We start from the raw sequence: 18,929 nt of genomic DNA, 5'->3' as shown, positions 1-18,929 counted from the left end.
TCTTAATTTATTTCCCCGAATTGTCACTTTGCTTTCTTTTTCTCTCATCACTCTTCTGTTTAAAGTATGCTATCTTATCTTTTATGTTTTTCTGTGACTGCTCCACAACAACATTAGGTGCAAGCTCCGCAGATATGAGTGCATCGGCCTTGAACATGTGAAGCAGCGTATTTATTGCATCCAATATGACTATACTATTTTGTTCAGCCGTCTTGGTTGCCCATTTAAGTCTTTCGCTCTTCATATAACTTTCCTCGAACTCCTTTACCACGGACTTTGCAATATCATCGGTTAAACTTTCCGACTGCAACAAGAAGCTTATTGCTGCACTATCACTTTTTAATCCATACTTTAATTTCATGTCCTGCAGTTTTTCGTATTCCTTTTCATCAAAATATATATTTTTCCTTATTGCCATTCTTTCTTCCTTTCACTTTATATTCTAGGGGACAAAATTGTCCCCTAATATTTATCCCTTATGTTTTCAAGTAGCATGCTGTTTTCTCTTATCACATCATTTGCCTGCTCCAATCTGTCTGCCACTGCATCAACAAGATTTGAATATCTGTTTTCAATTTCATTTAAATCCTTCATTACCGCAATCTGTGCAATCTGATTTTTAAGATATTCATTTCTGCTGATGCCTTTCTTTTTAGCCAGCTCATCTATTTTCTTAATTGCCACCGGGTCCACATCCCTTATTGATATGTTCATTCATTTCACCTCATTTTTCCTTTTTATATTGTCATTCAGATATAGATATATATTATATCTCACAAGATATTTTTGCAACACTTTTGGTGCAAAATTTGCTTAATACACACCTTTTAGGTTGTACAAAAGTGTGTATTAAGGGGCATAAGTAATATCACGGAAACGTTAGGCACTGCCTAACTATCAACGCAGTTGATATCAGTTTCCCCTTATGCTCTTTTTTCACTGGCTGTCCGCACTGCTTCGTGAAAACCTAGCTGAAAAATCGGCGGCTACGCCGTCCCCCCTTAAAAGAAAAAATTTAATAATTCGGGCAAAAAAAAGTACCACATTTCTGTGATACTTTCCTCCTGCTGGCACCATTTTAAAATTTTTTAAGAATGTCATGATGTCCTATGTCAACAATCATGACTATTTCATCATTTTCATAATACCATATTACTCTTATGTCCATGTTCACACTGAACTCAAACAAGTCTTCCGTTCCCTGAATGCGTTTTGTTCTAAGCGATGGGTGAAATGGATTTTCAACAAATATTTTTAACTTCTTTTTAAATTGTGCCCGTTCCTTATCTGATAATTTCTTAAAGTTTTTTTCAAACCTTGGTGTATATGTTATTCTAAAAGCCATTTATTCCTCCAACTTATCAAACAATGCATCCAGATTGTCAAATACAGGTTGCTCCCCTGCCTTTAATTTTTCCTTAACATCATCAATTTCATTTTTTAGCTCGTTCAGGTAATTTTTCGGATATACCGTAACTGGCATTATATAAATCATTCCGTCTTTTTCCATAATGTTCAGTTTATCTCCTTCAGCCAATCCCAGCTTTGTAACTATTTCCTTTGGAATTGTTATTTGTGATTTCTGTCTTAATTCTGTCAACATGTTAATACCTCCATTTCAAACAATAAGATTTTCTTACTTTCTTACTTTTATTATATTCACATGTTTCATTTTTATCAATGCTTATCGGATTTATTCCAAAAGCCTTATTGCAACTTGCATAATCATCCATATGTACATTGTAAATATTACTGTTAACTGAATGTTTCCCTTTAATTCCTTTTTTCTTTGTTCTCTTGTCATATCTGTTTTCTCCTTAAACTACTTGTTTTATGATGTCGCTAATCATTGCCGTTCCTGAATCACCTGCAACATTTGCTATTTTTATACCTCCACATTCAAATGTTGCCGTTACTGTTTCCGTTGATTTGTCGTAATACAATTTTTTTAATTTTCTTAAATTTCTTGTTTCCCTTAGTGTATCTGTAAGTAAGTCGCATACTTTTTGTAAATCTTCCATTCCTGCCACCTATATCCTTTCCAATCTATCTGTTATGTTGCTAAAATGGTATTCTCTACCAGTCATCACGTTTTCAAAGTGTACACTTGGAGCAAAGTGGCTAAATGGTTTAAATTCCTTGTTCCATGTTATTCCTAACTTTCCATTTTCCTCATGCACATTAAAAACTTTTCCATGTACCATTGTCTTAATCACCTTGTTATTGCTATCAAATATTTGAACCTTTACCTTGCTATTTTTTCTAATCATTTTCTTTACCTCCGGTTTTAAAATTTAAAATTTGTTTCTGGCATGTTTGGGATTGGGTGCTTCCCTTTGTTAGTTGATATTAAGTTTTCATGCTAAATCTCCTTCTTTCTTTAAATTAAATTTGTTTCTGTATATGTTGGTTTTTGGTTTGCTTGCACATTAAAAAAATCATTGTGAAAATTTCTCGCAAGGGCGTGCATCGCACGTGCAATTTACCCTTGCAGAACATTTTTTCAATGATTTAATGGTGCAAAAAAAGCAAACCTTCCAACATATCAGGAAACATAATTTAAAGAATGACCTGGGATGCATGAAAACGAAAATATCAACGTCCGTTTCCAATAACGTGGTGAGATAAGGAATAAACACAATGGCCGTCCCTACGGTTGGGGGTTCGGCAACTGATTTGTTTGTATAACAGATTCTGCACAAAACGCAACGTGTGAAGTGCGAATCTGGATGTAAACAAATCAGGCGGGGAGGGACGGCCCATAAAAAAGAAAAAGAGCATATCAAAATTTGATATCTCTGTTTCTTTTTTATTTTCATATTCTCTTTTCTTCTGCATACGAAAAATAACCATTGCCTATTATGATAAAATCAACAAGCTGAATTTTCATAAGCTTTCCTGCCTCACTTATCTTCGATGCAGCAACATCATCATCTTTTGATGGGGTAGTGTCATGTGAAGGATGATTGTGAGCAATTACTATGTTCACTGCTCCACATATCAATGCTCTTTGAAAAATCTCTCTGGGATTCAAAATACATGCGTTCACTGAACCATGACCTAATTCAAATACTCCCAGCGGATTACATTTTGCATCAAATGCAAGCATGTATACATATTCCTCTGCTTTTTTATCAAGCCTGAAACATTCATTAAGAAGCTTTACTATTTTCTCCGGGCTGTTCAGCCTTTCGTCCGGACATTCATAAGAGCTTTCTTCTACCATTAACGGATGTTTAAGTTCGTCCAATTCCATTTCATATTTTCTAAGCATACTTTTCCTCCCATTCTTCCAATGCACTTTCAATTGCATAATGTTCATTCTCATCATCAACATCTTCCTGAAGTATTTCATATGCTCTACCGGCCACAAATTCAATCTTTTCATCGGGCCAGTTGCAATTATTGTTTCCAACATATTCAAGCATGCATTGTCTTTCAAAAAAGTTGTGTATGGCAACAATCTGCTTATCACAAAGAATTAGTTCATTGCCACTAATTCTGCAGTTCTTTAAATTCAGCTTAAACTCCATGATTTTTCTCCTTTCCTGAAAGCAGGAGAGAAGCAAAGCTTTTCTCCCTCTTTCAGTTTAATTATTCTACATAATGCTTAACTCACCTTTTGAATACTTGTATACATTGTATGTAAGTCTGTCTTCTGGTGAAACTTGATTGTCATTAACCTCTCTAACCATTTCTCTAAGTTCTTCTGATTCCATCTTTCCATAAGGAACAGCAATACATTCGTGTATGCTTGATGGAAGAATGATAAAATCACCACCGATAAGATAAGATACCGCATTAAGTATTCTTGTACTTAAAATTGAAGCAGCTCCGAATATCTTATGTGAATTTGTTATTACATACATTTCAACGTCCCCTGACATGTCAGGTGCTTCTTCTACCGGGATATCCAGTATTTCACAAATTACTTTTTCCATACTAGATACAACGTAGTCGTTTTCTATGTTTCTTATGGCACTATTAAGAAGTTCTGTCTGTTCAATGCCTGCTCTTGCTAATTCTTCTTTTCTTAATGTTATGCTTGCAGTAGCATCTGCCGATGAAGCTTCTGAAACATCTATGTAAAATAAAATCAACATGTCAAGATAATGTTTATAAGCTATATTCATTTTCTTAATTTCACCTATATTTTCATCTGAAACAACTCTTAATCTTACATTTTCCAAGATATAATCTCGACTGCATAACGTTTTAACATCAAGCTTTTTGTCTTTGTTTTCTTCATATATCCTTTCCAAGAACTCAATTACTTTGTCATCGTCATACCAAATATCTTCCATACACTCCTTATAAACTGTTGGACACATTTTGTACTTATTATTATCGGACAAAATTGTAATTCCAAACTTGTTACCATTATTTTTAAAAGCTTCCTTAACTTCTAGGTGAAATTCCTTTTCCTCTAACTTTTCATTAAGTTCCTCTACTCTCTTAATCATTTCTTCTTTTAAAGTATTCATGTTATTATCCTTTCCGCCCTTTGGGCTTAAAATTTATTTTTATAAATTAAAAGAGCCTACTTAGGCGTAGACTCTATATTTACTCCAACTTACGTTTACAACCGTTCCAAGAATGGATGTAAGAACATCTCCCCATGTCGGGTTAGTCCCTTTAAGTTCTTTAACAGCTTTCTGTTTTAACAGCCAGCTCATGAGTGTTCTTGTTTGGTACTTCTTTGAAGTATCAAAGCTATACATTACTTCCTGAGGGTAATGTCTGTTTCTGTCGAAGATGTCTTCAACATTTGTACAATACAATGTTATGACTTTGTCATTAATGGAATAAGAATTAAACTCAACTAACATATTAAGCTCCTTCCGCCACTGTGTAGTTTTATTTTTAGTGGCTACTTATGATTGAAAATTTATAAGTTTCAAGGCTTGTTTCCCTTCTGATGATATTTAATTGTCAATGTGCCTTTATCGTCTTGCGATGGCATCAAAAAACTGCAGGTTCTGCGTACTGCAAGGACGTGCTTGCACGTACATTTTATCCTTGCAGTAATATGGCAGGTTCTGCAGTAATATGGCATCAAGCAAGACAGGCACATTGATAATTTCATCAGATGGAAACTGCCGGAACTTAAATTTTAATAAGTAGCCACTAAAATTGCCTATACAGTGGCGGGGTGCGACTTTCAACAAGCTAAAGCCCCCGGTGATTCGGGGGTTGGGGGGGTGAGAAAAATAAAAAAAGTCCGACACCTCGGACTTTTCTCTGCTTTCCATAAAAGATATTAAGCAAGGCTTAATATCCACATCTTTTCATAATGCCCTGGGAGACGGGCAGGGCTGTCAGCGTAGCTGACTGGGTAGGAATGGTACCTAAATAAAATCCTTCTTCTTCCAAACTTTTCTTGCGAAAATAAAATTTCAAAAAGTTGTCAAAAAAAATCTTGCTACCAGTTTGCTAAAAAACTCTAAAAATACTTACAAAACTTCAAAAGAAAAAAGGTGACAAAATTGTCACCCTGAAAATCATGCTTAATCCTTCTTGGCTTCATCAAGCTTTTTCTTTACATTTTCCTCTAAATTTTCAACATTATTACATAATTCAAAATATTTAATCAATCTTTTTTTCTTTGCTCTCTGCAATGTTGACTTGCTAATTCCTGTCATGTTGCTTACCTCCTTATAACTATGATTTTCCAATAATTTCAATGCTAATTCGATTTGTTCCTCTCCAAATTTCAAAGGTCTTCCATCCTTAAAATTGGGATTGTTCCTCTTGGCTGCATTTTTACCTTCCTGAGTTCGTTCAATGATCATGTCTCTTTCAAATTCTGCAAATGCTAACATCACGTTCGTAATCAAACGACCTGTCGGACTGTTATCCATACATCCCATGTTTAAAACATTGACAACCACGTCATCATTTTGAAGTTTTTTAATAAGTTCAGACCCTTCAATTACTGATCGAGCAATTCTATCAAGCTTGGTAACAATTAATTCATCTCCTGAAGATATTAAGGAAAGCAACTCTTCCAACTGTGGCCGCCTTGTGGTTTTCCCGGAATACTCATCCATGAATATCTTCTCAGCTCCTGCAGCATTCAATTTTTCAATCTGCGCCTCTAAAGAATTACCATCTGCAGCCTGCCAATGTGTGCTCACTCTCGCATAGCCATATTTCATAAAAATCACCTCAAATGTTACAAAACTGTTCATTTATTTATGAACATAACTTATGAATATACTTTAACACTTTGACAAATATATGTCAAATGTCAAATGTTACTTTTGTATTACAAAAAAATAAAGTATTCAAAACTCAACAGTTCTGAACACTTTATTAATCAATATAATTCTATTCCACCATTAAATAATGTAGGTTCTACCATATTGCGCCTCCACTTATTACATTCCTGCTTAAATTGTATAGGTGATACGATTTAAGTAAATTTCATTTTTTCTTTTAAGGGAAGTTCCCTTAAAAAAAGAAAAACGTAAAATGTACACCTTTAAATTATATTCTTCCATGACAAGTTTAGGATAGCGTTAGCTATCTTGCGTTGCTCCGTGGCCGAAGGACACATTTAAATGAGCAACGCTACCTTATTTGCTAAAAGGATATATAAATAGAAAAAATAAAAAAGAAAGAATATATATAGAAAACTTTCAGCCTCTCACAAATCCCCTTATTATAAGGGATTCCTACAAAGACATCCTGCAGTAATTTTGACTAGAAAAATAAGTAGTAATCATATTATTTTGACCATATAGTAAAAAACATACATAAATTTAGACTGACTTAATGTAAAAAAAACAAGAAAAAAGTCAGCTTTTTTAGATTTTTTCTGAATTTCATCTTATTTTTGAAAATATTGTGTATTCCTTCTTCTACCGAAATAATTTATGATTTTTTTAATGCATGACAAATAAACCTGACCTGCAGGCTTTAGATTATATTTACGAAATTAAGATATGCATTTTAAAAAAGTGCCAATTCACTTCTCACTATTTTATGTATGTACTTTGCATTAAGTACTCTGTTCTTTGGTTCTGTTTCCTTACGTGCACAAGACATGATTATCTTTGTGATCAGCAGCTTAATGTCACGTCCATGTAGTTCTGCTAATTTATCATACTGTGACATTAAATAAGCTGTATCCTTGATGTCTCTTGTGCTTGCCTTCTTTATTTTCATATGTCTTACAAGTCCCTGAATGTAATTTTCCTGAACATTATTACGTTGATTTGAACTGTAGTCCTTTTCAAACTTTTCATGCAAATATGTAATGTAGCATATTCCCTTTTGAACTCCGATTGCAAAAAAGTTTTTTAAAGTATGCATGTATGAACGAACTACACGCTTGCTCACGCCAAGCATTGCTGAATACTGTCCTAAAAACTCCTTGGCTTTTCTTTTATATGATTGAGTGTTTTCGTTTGTTAAATGTGCAAACCAAAACAACAGAAACTTTTCATTAGCTTTCAACGAAGCATATTCCTTGCTTCTGAATAATTTACGCTGCAGGGATACATAGCCTTCTCTTTCTGCTCCTTCATAGGAAAAATCGTTATCTGTGATGGTAACATTGTAATCAATGCTTCTGCCAAATATCTTATGTTTTGCTACCGGATTAACTGTATATTCAGGAACTCCCGCTTCATATGTTATTACTTTCTTTTCAGCCAACCCCCTTAGGGCATTATAAAAACTCTGCTTTGACATTTTTGTAGTCTGACAGACTGCTTTATTATGAACACCAAATACTTTTCCTGAATTGTCCTGTCGTCTGATCATGTATTCAAACAACTTCCATTCACATTCTGTTAAGTTTGTTAATTTTGTTAAAATTTTGTTTTTTATCTTCATTATATTTCTCCTCTTATAAGTTCTTCTAATTAATTAGTTGGAGCCAATTGACAATATATTTCTTTTAACATATAATGAAAATTGACTAGGTTAGACTAGGTTAGACTAGGTTAGACTAGGTTAGACTAGGTTAGACTAGGCTAGGTTAGGCTAGGTTAGGTTAGGTTAATTAATTAGTTAGTTAGTTATGCTAACCGTCATATCAATTCATTATGCATAAAATATAAATTTGTTTACTTATAAAGATTTTATATTTTCATTTGTTGGTTTATCCCTCTAGTAAGCTTTTTATATTTTCGTTTGTTCCATGAATTGTTTGATTTATCCCCACGTCAATTGTTTTTCCCAAAAACAATTGACAACATTTTTTTAACATTATATTTAGAAAAAGCATCTGCAGGGTGCTTTTTTTATTTTCTTAAAATCCAAGATAACCTTTTAATTCCTTAATTACAGCCATTCCCTGATGAATGAGTTCATTTCTTGTTTCAGGATATATAATTGCTGTTAATCCAATGACTGCAAGAATAAATATTATGATTCCAACAACAAGCTTAATAACGTTTCCGGTTGTTCTTACAAAAAACTTAACAGTATTGTCTTTTTCAACAATTAAAACATCTTCCGGAGTTTCATATTTTTCTCTTAATTTCTTCTGCTTTTCTTCTCTGTCGTATTCATCTCTTATGTCATTAACTAAACCTTTTTTAAACTTTGCCATTTTCCTTATTATCAGCTAACGTTTCCGTCTGCTTACTCATTCTTTCCCTTTCTCTTTGATTTCTTAACTGTCTCACTCTTTTCTTGTTGTCAAAATCAATTATTTTTTCGATGTCCTCCTCATGTTCCTCCCAAAATAACATCTTGTTTTCCGTATTAATGTAGGATATGAGGTACTTATATTTTTCCTTAATTTCATCAAGACGTCTCTTGACAAATTTTGCCAGGGAAATTTCATCGATGAATTTTCTTTCCCTTCCCTTATAAAACAGATTGAAGCACATTACTTCTTTTGTATCTATCATTGTTGTTACGGCCTGACCTGATACGTTTAGCAGATATGCCACTTGCTTTAAGCTTAGATAATCTACAGTGTTTAACTTTATCTGTATGTTTTTCTCAACATTATTCCAGTAATCAAGTCTTTCTTCCTCGGACAAATTAAGGTACTTATAAACTCTGTTATATCTTGATATCTGTTTATAAAAGATGTCTTCCACCGATGATGCATCAATTAGAAGTTTCTCTTTTCCTTTTGTTATTTTTGTAGCCCTAAGTCTTCCTTTTTCACACATATGTTGTATTTCCCGCATTGTTTTTTGTAAAAGAAAAGCTGCCTGCACTGAATATATATACTCTTCTTTCATTTAAATCCTCCTTACAATTCTATTTCCATTCTTCTGTTCATCCCCCTTGCTTTTGTATTAGTTTTAGTACCGGTATTCTTGAAAAAATCCATGACATTTTGTTCCGGTGCTTTCATTTCAGGTTGCTTCATGTTGCTAATTAACTCATGCTGTGTAAGTAACATGTCCTTATTGATTACTTCCATGTTATCCGTGGTTGTTCTGAACTCTTTTGGTATTCCTTTGCTGTTTTCAAATTCATAAACATCCTTTACCTTGTCTGTAAAGATTCTGAACTGTTCATCTTTCTTAAAGGCACTTGCAACTTCATCTGAAAATGCCTTTCCTGACATTTGTTTTATAATGCCGCCTTTTCCTTCTCCAAGTGTAATGCCATCCGAATATTCCTTCCCATTCAGGATAAGTTTAAACTTGTTAGTCTTTGGAGTAATGTATTTCTGCTCTTCCGGATTTTTTATGTTATCAATCTTCTCCTGCGTCTTATATCTGTCCCAAAGATATTTATTTCCCTGTGTGTATTCTCTGTCGATTTCTCTCGAAATAAAATCATATTCGCTTATCGTATAATACTTTCCAGTTTCAAATCCGGGTGTTTCAACCTGCTCACATTTGACAAGATTAACCTTGCTATTTTCACATGCATTTTTTAACACGTTTTCATTCACAAAAAACTTGGAACTCTTATAATTTTGAAATTCTCTCGGATTATCTACCTGATCCAATGCGAACATTCCAGATGCTATTGTAATCTGTTCATTTATGAGCTGTTCTGCCAATCCTTCCGATATTTCCACTAGTTCTCTTTCATTCCATAAGTTAGGCAGTTCCTTCAGGTTTCTATACTCCTCATTGGTTTTTGCATACAATCCTGAAAGAAGATTTTTTGTGTACGCTGGATTAAAAATGTTGCATGAATTATCTATGTCCTGTGTATGATTCATGATAACTTCACCAATGCTTAATCCTTCATTAAAATATTTCTCAGCCTCTTTTCCTATGGCCATGCTGTCATTTTTTATGTATTCAGGAATGCTTTCATCATTCATGAACATGTCAAGTGCACGTTCCTGCCCTTTCATGGCCATTCTAAATCTTGCAGCTTCCGCACCGGTTAACTGAATGTTTTCTGCGTCCCTAACCACCTCTTTTTCATTACTCTTTCCAGCGTTAATTTTTTCATAAAAATCTATTGCATCATTAACTATTTCATTAACATTTTCATGATTGTAGGTTTTGTATTTAATCTCATTCCTTTGAAGCATGTCCTTAATTTCATTGTCTTTTTCAATGCTTTCTGTAAGATTGTGAATACGTCCCTCTTCTTCAAAGTTTGAGACATCCCCCTCCATAAAAAAAGAATAATTAATGTATTCTTCCTGCAGTTCATTTACAAGCGATTCATATTCAGGTGTTAACTGCTTGTTGTAAATTGTGTTTAACATCACCGGAGAATCAGTCACTATAAAATCAACCTGATCATATAGCCTATCCATTCTTCTTGTCTGTTCCTTTAAAATTTCATATTGGTGTTCCGGAGATCCATCCAACATTTCCATGTCCTTTTCATAAACAAGTTCCTTAGCATATTCCTGAACATATTCAGCATTGTAGCCTTCCTTTTTCAGGGCGGCTGTAATTTCCATGCATGCTGTAGACTTGCCAGCTCCTGGCCCACCATAACCGTTTATTACTATCGGCTCTTTATTTTGTGATACCTCCTCAATGTATTCTCTGTGCAAAGCAACATATGTATCCATGCTTTTAATGAAAGACGCATCTTTTGACATTTCAGGTTTTTCTAATCCAAATTCGCCCTTTTCTATTAGATAGTCTGAAATTTTTTCTGCATCCTTAATGGCTGCAAATAATTCATTAGGACTGTTTTCTAAAACACTTATCCAATCCTGAACATATGCTTCATGATTTTCCATATATTGATTTTGTTGATAATCAATACCAACTACTTGCGCTGCAAATGCTGATGCTATTTCCGCCCTTAATTCTTCTCTTGCATATTCAGGGCTTCCAAACACCCCTGTCATATCTCTATTAAGTCTGCTTATATGACCTGTTGCATGTCCTGCTTCATGAAGCAGTGTTGCCATGTAATCATATTCAGTCTCAAATCTGTTCATTTCAGGTAATGTTATTCTGTCACGACTTGGGTTATAAAATGCCTTGTCCCCACCTTCCGAAAAATCAACATTCATGTTTTTTAGTAGGGTGTCTCTTTTCTGTAAAAGTTCTTCTGTGTTTAACTCGTATGTTTTTTCCTCATATTTTGGAATGCCATCTATCTGCTCGCCATTAAATACCGTATACACATTGGATATTGGTTTTACTCTATTCTTGAAATCTTCAAGTGTTAACTCATCAGATAACTGTTTTGCTTCCCTTTGAGTAAGTTTTCTTTTTTCCTCTGTGTCATATAAGGACCAAAATTCCACTCTTGTTCCTTTTGAACCGGGCTTTATTTTCCAGCCTTGTGTCTGTGCTTGCTTAAAGGTACACCATCTTGGATCATCAAATTCTCTGGCAAACTGATTATATGAAAGCCATAATGAATTAGCTCCGTGATAAGCCGTATTTGTTACCGCATTGTAAGGACGTTCCGTAGCACTCCAACTTCTGTGCCATGGAATGGTGTCTTTTTTAAGACAGTCAATAAAACTGTTAATCATTTCCTCACGCATTCTGTTAAGCTTCATCCGTACCACCACCTTCTAACTCATCCCACTCATGAATTACTTCTTCATCAGGCTTTTCGAACTCAAATTCATCCGGGATGTCAATGTCTGCCCCAAGTTGTTCCATTAATTTCATAAATTTTTCTGTTCTGCTATCCATTGTCTTCCTCCTTATTTTTTTCTTTTTCTGAAAAATCCTGATTTCTTTTCCTTTTTCTCTTCGCTCTTGTTTTCTATTGGAATCATTTTCTTATAAATTTCTGAATTTCCAAAAGTAAAAGGATCCTTTGATTCATCTGCGAAAAATGTCTTGTCTGCCTTGTCTTCCATTAATTCCTTAATGTCCTTTTTTTCAGTTTCCGCAGTAAAATTGAATACATAAAATACATCGTTATAAAAATTGCTCTTGATTAGTTCATATGTCTTTTCAAATTCATCAGGCTTGCTTCCAACAACGAATATCTGTATGTCCTTTTCAAGAAATGAGACTTTGTTAAAATCATGTTCGCTATAAACGCCATAATCATATACTATGTATTCATAATCCTTGTCCTGTACTTCCTTTAATCTTTCTGCCTTGTAATACATGTCAACATTCTGATACTCTGTAAGTCCTTCCATCTCATCATATTGTGAATCCTCGTAAAACTCCCTGACTGCCTTTACAAATCCGTGATTATTCATCTCAAAATAAGCTGCTTTATATCCGTTAAATTTAAGATACTTAACAATCTGTAATGCCTGCGTTGTTGTTCCCATTCTTCTTACTGCTCCGGCAACTCCTATCGTTTTTACCTTTTCTTTTTTTGTTATTTCTTCTGCATTATCTTCATCCTCACCCTCAAAATATATTCCCAGACTTTCATAACCCCACTGCTCATAAAAACCGTTTATGCAGTTGGTTAGGTCTTTCTTCTTGTCACTGAGCATTTCTGAAAATATGTAATTACGTATTCCTCTTGAATACAATCCTGATAGAAGTTCAGACTTTGGAGAAAATGCTACAGCGTATATGATTATCTTTGTATTTACAGCTTCCTTTACTTTCATTAATGAATCTATGATTACATCTGCATCATCTGCATACTGCTCCACATCAACTACAAGATATTCACAATTTTCCTTATAGTTCATTATCTCCGGTATTTGATTTACTATGTGAATGTCTGTGTCTATGTATTCAACCGCCTGGTCAAACTTAGCTGCAACATCTTCACAAAAATATCCTTTTTCCTTACTTCCCACAAAAATAATCATTGCCTTTTCCTCCGTTTCATTTATTTCTCATCTGCAGAACATCGTTCCAATCCTTGCCGTATTTTTTTGGCGGCAATTTCCATTTTCTCACCACGTCAGGATAATTTTCCTTAACGAATGAACACATAAGCTGTGCGCATGGGATTCCGCCCTGATTGTCATTTGTCTTGTCATTGTCAGTCGCAATTACGATTTTTTTAATGTTTCCCCTATCAAGATAAGTCTTAATTGCTTCCCATTTTCCAACGCCACCAAGGGCTAAATAATTATATTTTTCATTACTGTCAACAAGACTCATGATGCTCATTGCATCAATGACAGATTCTGTCACCACCAACACATTGCTCTCATTATCAACATAAAAGCATTTGGCATAATCGCATCCTGCAACATCACCATAGAACGGCTTAAATGTGTTCGTACCTCTTCTGCAGGCGAACACCGGAACCATTCCATTGTTGACATCATATCCAACAAAGACACAATTTCCATTTTTATCCTGATACAACATTTTGTTATCAACAAAAAACTGTACTACATCCGACTTTATGTTCCTTGTCTTAATGAGATAGGCATACACCTTTCTCATGTTTGCATCCTTTCCCGGAAGTTTCAGTGTTTTATCAGAAATTCTTTTTTCCTTTCTGACCTGACAATGACTGTCCCTTGGGATGTTTCCCTCAAACTGCTTAATAACTTCGTAAAAACTCATGTTACAGAATTTCATGGCAAAATCTATTATTGAACCCATCTCTCCTATGCATTTTCCATAACCTGAAATGGAATTTTGCCAATACACGTTTTTATGAGTATCTATGATTATTGAATCATGTTCCTTTAAACTGTAATACTTACCCTTTCTTACAGGCGTAAAACCTATTGAAGATGCATAATCCACAATACTTATGTTTTCTTTTATCCAATCAAATTTTTCCTTGCTTGTCATAGTCCCAAATCGCTTTTTTCCTTATTTTTCATGTCAATACGTTTATTTATTTCATCAATGTCAGCCATCAGCTCCTGTATGTCTTTCTGCTTTGATGTAATTGTCGAATTAGCTTCTGCAATCAATGAATCACTTTCAGTCTTTTCCTTATCTGTCTGATATATCTTTTCCTTGTTTATACGTTCAATTTCCTTCTGAACCTCTGCTATTTCATTGTTAAGCTTGTCAATCTGTTTATTATCTGCCTCAACTTCCTTTTGCATGTTTGATATTTCAATGTTAAATTTCTGTGCCATGTAGCCGTTTCTATCCATGCTCTTTAACTCTGCCACTTTTTCAACATCAACAACGTTCGTATAGAGCTTTAGTCTGTCTCCAGAGACATCAGGCATTTCCATTCTTAATGACACATCACTCCATCTTTTTGGAATGCCTGATATTCTTAAGATAATCCAATCATCTTCCTCAATCATCACATCGCATTTCAACTTGTTACCCTTTAAGTCCATGGCAGAAAACTTATATTTGTTTATGCCATCATATGACTTGTTTGCAACATCAAGGTCAATTTCCATTAATTGCTGTGTTTCGGAATACTGCCATCTGTTAATAGTCACCTCTCTGTCTTCCCACGAATTGGTAACTCCTATCTTTGTAAGATATGATGCATCTGCAGATGTTGGCATCCAATAGGTAGAACTAAAGAAAAACACGTATCCTCCCACAAAAAAGAAAATGATAATGAAAAATCTTATGGCATCCTTGTTTCTTTTCATGCTTATTCTATCTTTCAATTTCAATGCTTGCTCCTTTAATTCTTGAATTAAGTTTGTCCTTATACAGTGCTTCAACCAACTCTTCATCAACCAGTTCCTTGTTAAGATTCCATACACGTATTCCTTTTATCTGTGCTTCTTCCAATACTTTATTTAATTTGTCTTTATTGATGCTGTCCTTATCAATGACATAGACACCTGTTGCATCATCAATGGACTTAACTCTTGTTATGTACTCTCCTAATCTTTTATCCCAAAGTCCCTTGTAAAAACCTTCCATTTTATCGTTGCAGCATAAGTATGCTCTTCTGTTATTTTTCATTTGGTCTCCTTTCACGCAAGTCTTGTAGTCCATTGCTTTGTATTCTTGTCATAAGTTACATAAAAATATAGTGCCCTGCTTTTTTCAAACTTAAGATAATATGTCATTTCAACAATGCCGTCATTGGTATTAATCTGAACATCGCCTGCATAATCGGCATACTTGGCATTTCCATATCCGTATCCGTTAACAAATGCCTGTACTGCATTTTTCAGCCCGTCAACGTCATTTTCAACCAGTGCCATTACATCATCACTTGGAAGTTTTATTTCCATGTTCTGCATTTCAAGATGTTCTTCCCTGTACTCATCAACCGTTACATTCTCGGCTGTTGTTTCCTCGATTGTTGTTATTTCCTCATAACTTGTACTTTCAGGAATATCATGCGTTGTAATTTCCGCACTTTCGACCGTTGTGGTCACTTCCTTATCTGTATCTTTTTTATTAAACAATGGATGTAAAAAATAATAGCCTGCAATGAATATTGCTATACAAATCATTGCTATTCCAAGTACTTTTCTTTTATCCATGAATCTCCTTTCCATCATCACGGCTTTTCCGTGTATGAGAAATGCATCGTGTCTTTTTTACCTGACCAATCGCCTCCCCAATAGAAGCCATGTGATTTCCATATTTTGATTACCTTTTTCGTGACACTAAACTTATTTTCTCCAGGCTTGTAACCACCATATCCATTAGACACATCAACGTTGGTGTTATAAAAGCAAGGGTTATCATTCCAGTTAATGTCAATTGCAAGTCCATATGAATGTTGTGATATGGTACCTGTACCGCTTATGTTCTTCCAAACGTAAGCTGCAGTCTGTGAAGCCTTTATTCTAAACTTAATCTTGTACATGTCCTCAAATACTGCCTTAAACTCTTCTGCAAGCTTCTTGTGTACAGTTAATGTCATTGTCGTGCTCTTTCCCTTTTCGTCATGTATTTTGACTGTTATTGGTACGAGATATTTTGAAACTTCTGACTGATTTTTTGGAACTGCAGCACCTTCCCATATGAATTTTTGCTTGTCTTCATATTTGACCTTTGCAGCATCCCCGCCTTTTACTGAAACTCCATCACTGCCATCTGCAGAGTAGTATCTTAATACGTGTGATACGTAATAAGCGTCTCCGTAAGCATATGGACCAAGTATGTCTGCAGAGCTTCCAGTTCTTTTTTTTGCAACGCCTCCATTAAGCTGTGCACTCATTTTCTTCTGATATGCAAGGGCATTGCTTTGTGTCCACTTTCCTATGTTTTGAACCTGTTCCTTTGTTGTGTCCCTTCCAAATCCTGATGTGTCATTAATGTATGTAATGTAACCGGAGCCATAATTATAAGCCTGCAGTGCAATTTTTATGTGTTCCAAGTCCTGCGGTGATGATACTTTTATCTTTTCATGATTAAGAAGATTGCAAATGACCTTTACACCATGTTCAATGGATGTTTTTCTGTCTATTGAGTTTGGAGCTTTTCCAAGGCTTTCGGAACATTGAAAAATGTCTTCTCCGTTTCCTCCTGATTCCTGCTGTACAAGTGCCAGGACAAGGTAAACATATTTTTCCTTTCCATACTTCCTTAACTCCTTTTCAATCTCATCCTTAAGTGCAAGAACTGTTGGAGATAACGGCGAATTTTCATAAACAAATTCATTATCCGTATTGTTTTGTTCTTCTTCTCCTCCACCTGAAAGTACGGCTGCAAGACTTGATATCACACTTCCAAGAATTACTACAGTTACCAAAAAAAGCACACATAGGGTTGTTACAGTAGCAATTATTTTTTTCTTCATGTATACCTCTCTTAAAGTCCTCCTGAAAACAGCATGTCCTCATCTTTTGTCAGATGTACCTTAAATTCAATGTTCTTGTCACCACTGATTAACAAAATACATTGTCCTATTTCAAGCTTTGGTATTTTCTCAATCTGTGTTCCTGTTAACTCTCCATCAAAAATCTGATATAACAGTTTTTTTGCGTTTGAACTTTGTCTGAAAACAAATTTATACTGTGTAAGTTCAAATATATTTTTAAGTTTGTTTACTGCATCACTGTCAGAACCTTCAGGAACGTAGTCAGCTGCTCGCTGTGAGGCTAATCCAATTCCGCCAAAGTATTTTCTCGCTTCTCTCAAATAAACAGATACAAGATCAAGTGCATGCGTTTTCTTTGCATTTAGCCATCTGTGACTTTCATCTATGAGAATTAAGAATCTTGTGATGTCCCACAACTTGATTTTTCCTTCCCGTAACATGTTAAGCATTAACTTTCCATTAGTTACGCAGTTATCCCAGCACAATGATATTATGTTGATGATCATTGCATCAAAGACCTCATCCTTAAGCTCCTTAAGTGTTGAAATGTCAAAGGTTACTATCTGTTCATCAAGAATGTTATCAATTGATGTATGACCGTCAAAAAGAGTTCCATACGTATCAACTATGTTCTTAATTACCTTACGTATCTTATCCCTTAATAAAAGTGTCTTAGCGACAACCTGTTCTTCAAGGTGAGAATATTTTTCATTCTGCATTACTTCCATGCTTTCTGTAAGGAAGTTTAAGTAATCAGTAAATGTTGGATAGCTTGCTGCAGGTAATCCGGTACACTGAATGTTTCGTCTGTCATCTGACCATAATCCAAAGCTTGAATACAACTGTTTTAACACATCCTCAAACTCTGCTATTTCCTCTGCATCAACGCTTCCACCGACCAAAAACTTATAAAATGTACTAACCTTTGATATATGACGGGTGAATGATATGTTTTCATCATCACCGGCTTTCAGGATTTCTAATGGATTTAAGATACCCTCGCTTCCATCAAGCTTAATTACCTTTCCACCCAATGTTTTTGTCAATATTGTAAATTCTCCTGATATGTCAAAAGTTCTTACGTAATTTCCTTTTATGGCATTGCTCTTAAACTGTTTTTTTAATAGTGTTGACTTACCTGAACCCATTTCTCCGATTGCCAAAAAGTTATAATACAATCTTGTGGAAGTTTTTTGAAAAATATCAAGTAATACGTTTCCGCCACAAGGTGTTGTTCCCAAAAATTCCCCGGTTTCATCATCAAGACTTGAAAAATGAAATGGATCACCATGAGCAACACCAGTTGCAGTAAGTGATTGGCCCTTTGGGAAAAACATTTCTTCCTTTTGTTTTTTATAAGACCTTGTCATTGACTTGTACTCTGATTTGCTCTCATTCAAATATATGGTTGTTAAAAATCCTGAATCAGTTTCCAACTTATCCATTATGTTCTTAATCTTTTTTTCAAGTGATTCAAAACTTCTGTCGGCAAGAAAAATTCTTATGTGCACCAGCTTTATTACCTCGTTGTATGATTTTATTTCATCATACATTCTCTTCATTTCATCAAGTCTTTTGTCTGCATCATAGAGTTCAGCAAAATCCCTTGCTCCAATTCTTCTTCCTACCTGCTCCTTCATTGACTTGTTTAGATTTTTCTTAACTTCTGACATGTTATCTGTTGAAATGTCAACCAACGCAACTGTTCCGTTTATGTTACAAACCTTTGCCATCCAGTATGTATCAATATTCTCAGGAAACTTGTAAATGTGAATGCATCCTTCATATCCTGAACCGGTGGTAATGTATTTAACATCCTTAAATGTAATGCCTCCTGCAGGCTTAATTTCATTTAACAGGTTCATGTCTCTCTCTGGCTTTTTTGTTCTCTTTTCTTTTTTTGCTATCATGTTAAT

The 18,929-nt window shown here is 34.8% G+C and carries 23 protein-coding genes; all 23 read right to left on the bottom strand.

Translation table 11 applies throughout. The features are described 5' to 3' along the window. Window positions 1–7 precede the first annotated feature (7 nt). The 23 genes from CCC31_RS10260 to CCC31_RS10150 all read right to left on the bottom strand — a co-directional run bounded on the left by CCC31_RS10260 (window position 8) and on the right by CCC31_RS10150 (window position 18,923). Window positions 8–418 (bottom strand): hypothetical protein, encoded by a 411-nt coding sequence (locus CCC31_RS10260; RefSeq protein WP_178514804.1) that lies wholly within the window; start codon window positions 416–418, stop codon window positions 8–10. Between the two features lie 44 nt (window positions 419–462). After that, window positions 463–714, bottom strand: coding sequence for a hypothetical protein (locus CCC31_RS10255; protein ID WP_178514806.1), 252 nt, complete (start codon window positions 712–714; stop codon window positions 463–465). A 364-nt stretch (window positions 715–1,078) separates the two neighbouring features. Next, window positions 1,079–1,345: a type II toxin-antitoxin system RelE/ParE family toxin gene (locus CCC31_RS10250; protein ID WP_290851381.1), complete on the bottom strand. Its 267-nt coding sequence runs from the start codon at window positions 1,343–1,345 to the stop codon at window positions 1,079–1,081. Further along, window positions 1,346–1,603, bottom strand: coding sequence for an AbrB/MazE/SpoVT family DNA-binding domain-containing protein (locus CCC31_RS10245; protein ID WP_290851379.1), 258 nt, complete (start codon window positions 1,601–1,603; stop codon window positions 1,346–1,348). It abuts the gene before it with no gap. 214 nt (window positions 1,604–1,817) lie between these two features. Next, window positions 1,818–2,021, bottom strand: coding sequence for a hypothetical protein (locus tag CCC31_RS10240; protein ID WP_290851377.1), 204 nt, complete (start codon window positions 2,019–2,021; stop codon window positions 1,818–1,820). A gap of 9 nt (window positions 2,022–2,030) precedes the next feature. After that, on the bottom strand, window positions 2,031–2,270 hold the full coding sequence (locus CCC31_RS10235; RefSeq protein ID WP_290851376.1) for a hypothetical protein: 240 nt from the start codon (window positions 2,268–2,270) through the stop codon (window positions 2,031–2,033). Between the two features lie 545 nt (window positions 2,271–2,815). Beyond that, on the bottom strand, window positions 2,816–3,274 hold the full coding sequence (locus CCC31_RS10230) for a JAB domain-containing protein (RefSeq protein ID WP_290851374.1): 459 nt from the start codon (window positions 3,272–3,274) through the stop codon (window positions 2,816–2,818). After that, entirely contained in the window at window positions 3,267–3,533 is a 267-nt protein-coding gene (locus tag CCC31_RS10225) for a hypothetical protein (RefSeq protein WP_290851372.1), read from the bottom strand. The genes CCC31_RS10230 and CCC31_RS10225 overlap by 8 nt, the downstream gene beginning before the upstream one ends. A gap of 66 nt (window positions 3,534–3,599) precedes the next feature. After that, window positions 3,600–4,484 (bottom strand): DUF5688 family protein, encoded by an 885-nt coding sequence (locus tag CCC31_RS10220; RefSeq protein ID WP_290851370.1) that lies wholly within the window; start codon window positions 4,482–4,484, stop codon window positions 3,600–3,602. Between the two features lie 60 nt (window positions 4,485–4,544). Continuing rightward, the gene (locus CCC31_RS10215) at window positions 4,545–4,829 is read right to left on the bottom strand and encodes a hypothetical protein (protein WP_290851368.1); all 285 of its coding nucleotides are present in this window, start codon (window positions 4,827–4,829) and stop codon (window positions 4,545–4,547) included. A gap of 678 nt (window positions 4,830–5,507) precedes the next feature. Beyond that, window positions 5,508–6,158: a recombinase family protein gene (locus CCC31_RS10210; RefSeq protein WP_290851366.1), complete on the bottom strand. Its 651-nt coding sequence runs from the start codon at window positions 6,156–6,158 to the stop codon at window positions 5,508–5,510. A gap of 796 nt (window positions 6,159–6,954) precedes the next feature. Beyond that, entirely contained in the window at window positions 6,955–7,842 is an 888-nt protein-coding gene (locus tag CCC31_RS10205; RefSeq protein ID WP_178515529.1) for a hypothetical protein, read from the bottom strand. 418 nt (window positions 7,843–8,260) lie between these two features. Further along, window positions 8,261–8,563: a hypothetical protein gene (locus CCC31_RS10200; protein WP_178515528.1), complete on the bottom strand. Its 303-nt coding sequence runs from the start codon at window positions 8,561–8,563 to the stop codon at window positions 8,261–8,263. Next, on the bottom strand, window positions 8,550–9,209 hold the full coding sequence (locus CCC31_RS10195; protein WP_256278786.1) for a hypothetical protein: 660 nt from the start codon (window positions 9,207–9,209) through the stop codon (window positions 8,550–8,552). The genes CCC31_RS10200 and CCC31_RS10195 overlap by 14 nt, the downstream gene beginning before the upstream one ends. An 11-nt stretch (window positions 9,210–9,220) precedes the next feature. Next, window positions 9,221–11,917: a zincin-like metallopeptidase domain-containing protein gene (locus tag CCC31_RS10190; RefSeq protein WP_290851363.1), complete on the bottom strand. Its 2,697-nt coding sequence runs from the start codon at window positions 11,915–11,917 to the stop codon at window positions 9,221–9,223. Then, window positions 11,907–12,056: a hypothetical protein gene (locus tag CCC31_RS10185; protein WP_256278788.1), complete on the bottom strand. Its 150-nt coding sequence runs from the start codon at window positions 12,054–12,056 to the stop codon at window positions 11,907–11,909. Before CCC31_RS10185 ends, CCC31_RS10190 begins: the two co-directional genes overlap by 11 nt. A gap of 11 nt (window positions 12,057–12,067) precedes the next feature. Next, a complete protein-coding gene (locus CCC31_RS10180) occupies window positions 12,068–13,153 on the bottom strand; it encodes a hypothetical protein (protein WP_290851359.1) in 1,086 nt (361 codons plus the stop codon). 16 nt (window positions 13,154–13,169) lie between these two features. Beyond that, window positions 13,170–14,099, bottom strand: coding sequence for a DUF3991 and TOPRIM domain-containing protein (locus tag CCC31_RS10175; RefSeq protein WP_290851357.1), 930 nt, complete (start codon window positions 14,097–14,099; stop codon window positions 13,170–13,172). Continuing rightward, the gene (locus tag CCC31_RS10170) at window positions 14,096–14,899 is read right to left on the bottom strand and encodes a hypothetical protein (protein WP_290851355.1); all 804 of its coding nucleotides are present in this window, start codon (window positions 14,897–14,899) and stop codon (window positions 14,096–14,098) included. The genes CCC31_RS10175 and CCC31_RS10170 overlap by 4 nt, the downstream gene beginning before the upstream one ends. Next, complete coding sequence (locus tag CCC31_RS10165) at window positions 14,883–15,197, bottom strand: hypothetical protein (protein WP_290851353.1); 315 nt, start codon at window positions 15,195–15,197, stop codon at window positions 14,883–14,885. Before CCC31_RS10165 ends, CCC31_RS10170 begins: the two co-directional genes overlap by 17 nt. An 11-nt stretch (window positions 15,198–15,208) precedes the next feature. After that, a complete protein-coding gene (locus CCC31_RS10160) occupies window positions 15,209–15,727 on the bottom strand; it encodes a hypothetical protein (protein ID WP_290851351.1) in 519 nt (172 codons plus the stop codon). A gap of 17 nt (window positions 15,728–15,744) precedes the next feature. Further along, window positions 15,745–16,992, bottom strand: a complete 1,248-nt coding sequence (locus CCC31_RS10155; RefSeq protein ID WP_290851349.1) for a lysozyme family protein — start codon at window positions 16,990–16,992, stop codon at window positions 15,745–15,747. 11 nt (window positions 16,993–17,003) lie between these two features. Then, entirely contained in the window at window positions 17,004–18,923 is a 1,920-nt protein-coding gene (locus CCC31_RS10150; RefSeq protein WP_290851347.1) for a hypothetical protein, read from the bottom strand. Window positions 18,924–18,929 lie beyond the last annotated feature (6 nt).

Source organism: Eubacterium sp. LMAG:50 (assembly GCF_008680265.1).
In the GTDB taxonomy this organism is placed as follows: Bacteria; Bacillota; Clostridia; order Lachnospirales; family Lachnospiraceae; genus Eubacterium_U; species Eubacterium_U album.
Note: the sequence above shows the minus strand (reverse complement) of the source record. Positions and strands in the feature narration are given on the sequence as shown.

Coding starts and splice junctions, on each gene's coding strand:
- CCC31_RS10205 (WP_178515529.1), bottom strand. CDS start 7,842: ATGAAGATAAAAAACAAAATTTTAACAAAATTAACAAACTTAACAGAA.
- CCC31_RS10185 (WP_256278788.1), bottom strand. CDS start 12,056: ATGGATAGCAGAACAGAAAAATTTATGAAATTAATGGAACAACTTGGG.
- CCC31_RS10190 (WP_290851363.1), bottom strand. CDS start 11,917: ATGAAGCTTAACAGAATGCGTGAGGAAATGATTAACAGTTTTATTGAC.
- CCC31_RS10235 (WP_290851376.1), bottom strand. CDS start 2,270: ATGATTAGAAAAAATAGCAAGGTAAAGGTTCAAATATTTGATAGCAAT.
- CCC31_RS10225 (WP_290851372.1), bottom strand. CDS start 3,533: ATGGAGTTTAAGCTGAATTTAAAGAACTGCAGAATTAGTGGCAATGAA.
- CCC31_RS10230 (WP_290851374.1), bottom strand. CDS start 3,274: ATGCTTAGAAAATATGAAATGGAATTGGACGAACTTAAACATCCGTTA.
- CCC31_RS10150 (WP_290851347.1), bottom strand. CDS start 18,923: ATGATAGCAAAAAAAGAAAAGAGAACAAAAAAGCCAGAGAGAGACATG.
- CCC31_RS10240 (WP_290851377.1), bottom strand. CDS start 2,021: ATGGAAGATTTACAAAAAGTATGCGACTTACTTACAGATACACTAAGG.
- CCC31_RS10220 (WP_290851370.1), bottom strand. CDS start 4,484: ATGAATACTTTAAAAGAAGAAATGATTAAGAGAGTAGAGGAACTTAAT.
- CCC31_RS10250 (WP_290851381.1), bottom strand. CDS start 1,345: ATGGCTTTTAGAATAACATATACACCAAGGTTTGAAAAAAACTTTAAG.
- CCC31_RS10175 (WP_290851357.1), bottom strand. CDS start 14,099: ATGACAAGCAAGGAAAAATTTGATTGGATAAAAGAAAACATAAGTATT.
- CCC31_RS10255 (WP_178514806.1), bottom strand. CDS start 714: ATGAACATATCAATAAGGGATGTGGACCCGGTGGCAATTAAGAAAATA.
- CCC31_RS10245 (WP_290851379.1), bottom strand. CDS start 1,603: ATGTTGACAGAATTAAGACAGAAATCACAAATAACAATTCCAAAGGAA.
- CCC31_RS10215 (WP_290851368.1), bottom strand. CDS start 4,829: ATGTTAGTTGAGTTTAATTCTTATTCCATTAATGACAAAGTCATAACA.
- CCC31_RS10210 (WP_290851366.1), bottom strand. CDS start 6,158: ATGAAATATGGCTATGCGAGAGTGAGCACACATTGGCAGGCTGCAGAT.
- CCC31_RS10200 (WP_178515528.1), bottom strand. CDS start 8,563: ATGGCAAAGTTTAAAAAAGGTTTAGTTAATGACATAAGAGATGAATAC.
- CCC31_RS10165 (WP_290851353.1), bottom strand. CDS start 15,197: ATGAAAAATAACAGAAGAGCATACTTATGCTGCAACGATAAAATGGAA.
- CCC31_RS10195 (WP_256278786.1), bottom strand. CDS start 9,209: ATGAAAGAAGAGTATATATATTCAGTGCAGGCAGCTTTTCTTTTACAA.
- CCC31_RS10180 (WP_290851359.1), bottom strand. CDS start 13,153: ATGATTATTTTTGTGGGAAGTAAGGAAAAAGGATATTTTTGTGAAGAT.
- CCC31_RS10160 (WP_290851351.1), bottom strand. CDS start 15,727: ATGGATAAAAGAAAAGTACTTGGAATAGCAATGATTTGTATAGCAATA.
- CCC31_RS10155 (WP_290851349.1), bottom strand. CDS start 16,992: ATGAAGAAAAAAATAATTGCTACTGTAACAACCCTATGTGTGCTTTTT.
- CCC31_RS10260 (WP_178514804.1), bottom strand. CDS start 418: ATGGCAATAAGGAAAAATATATATTTTGATGAAAAGGAATACGAAAAA.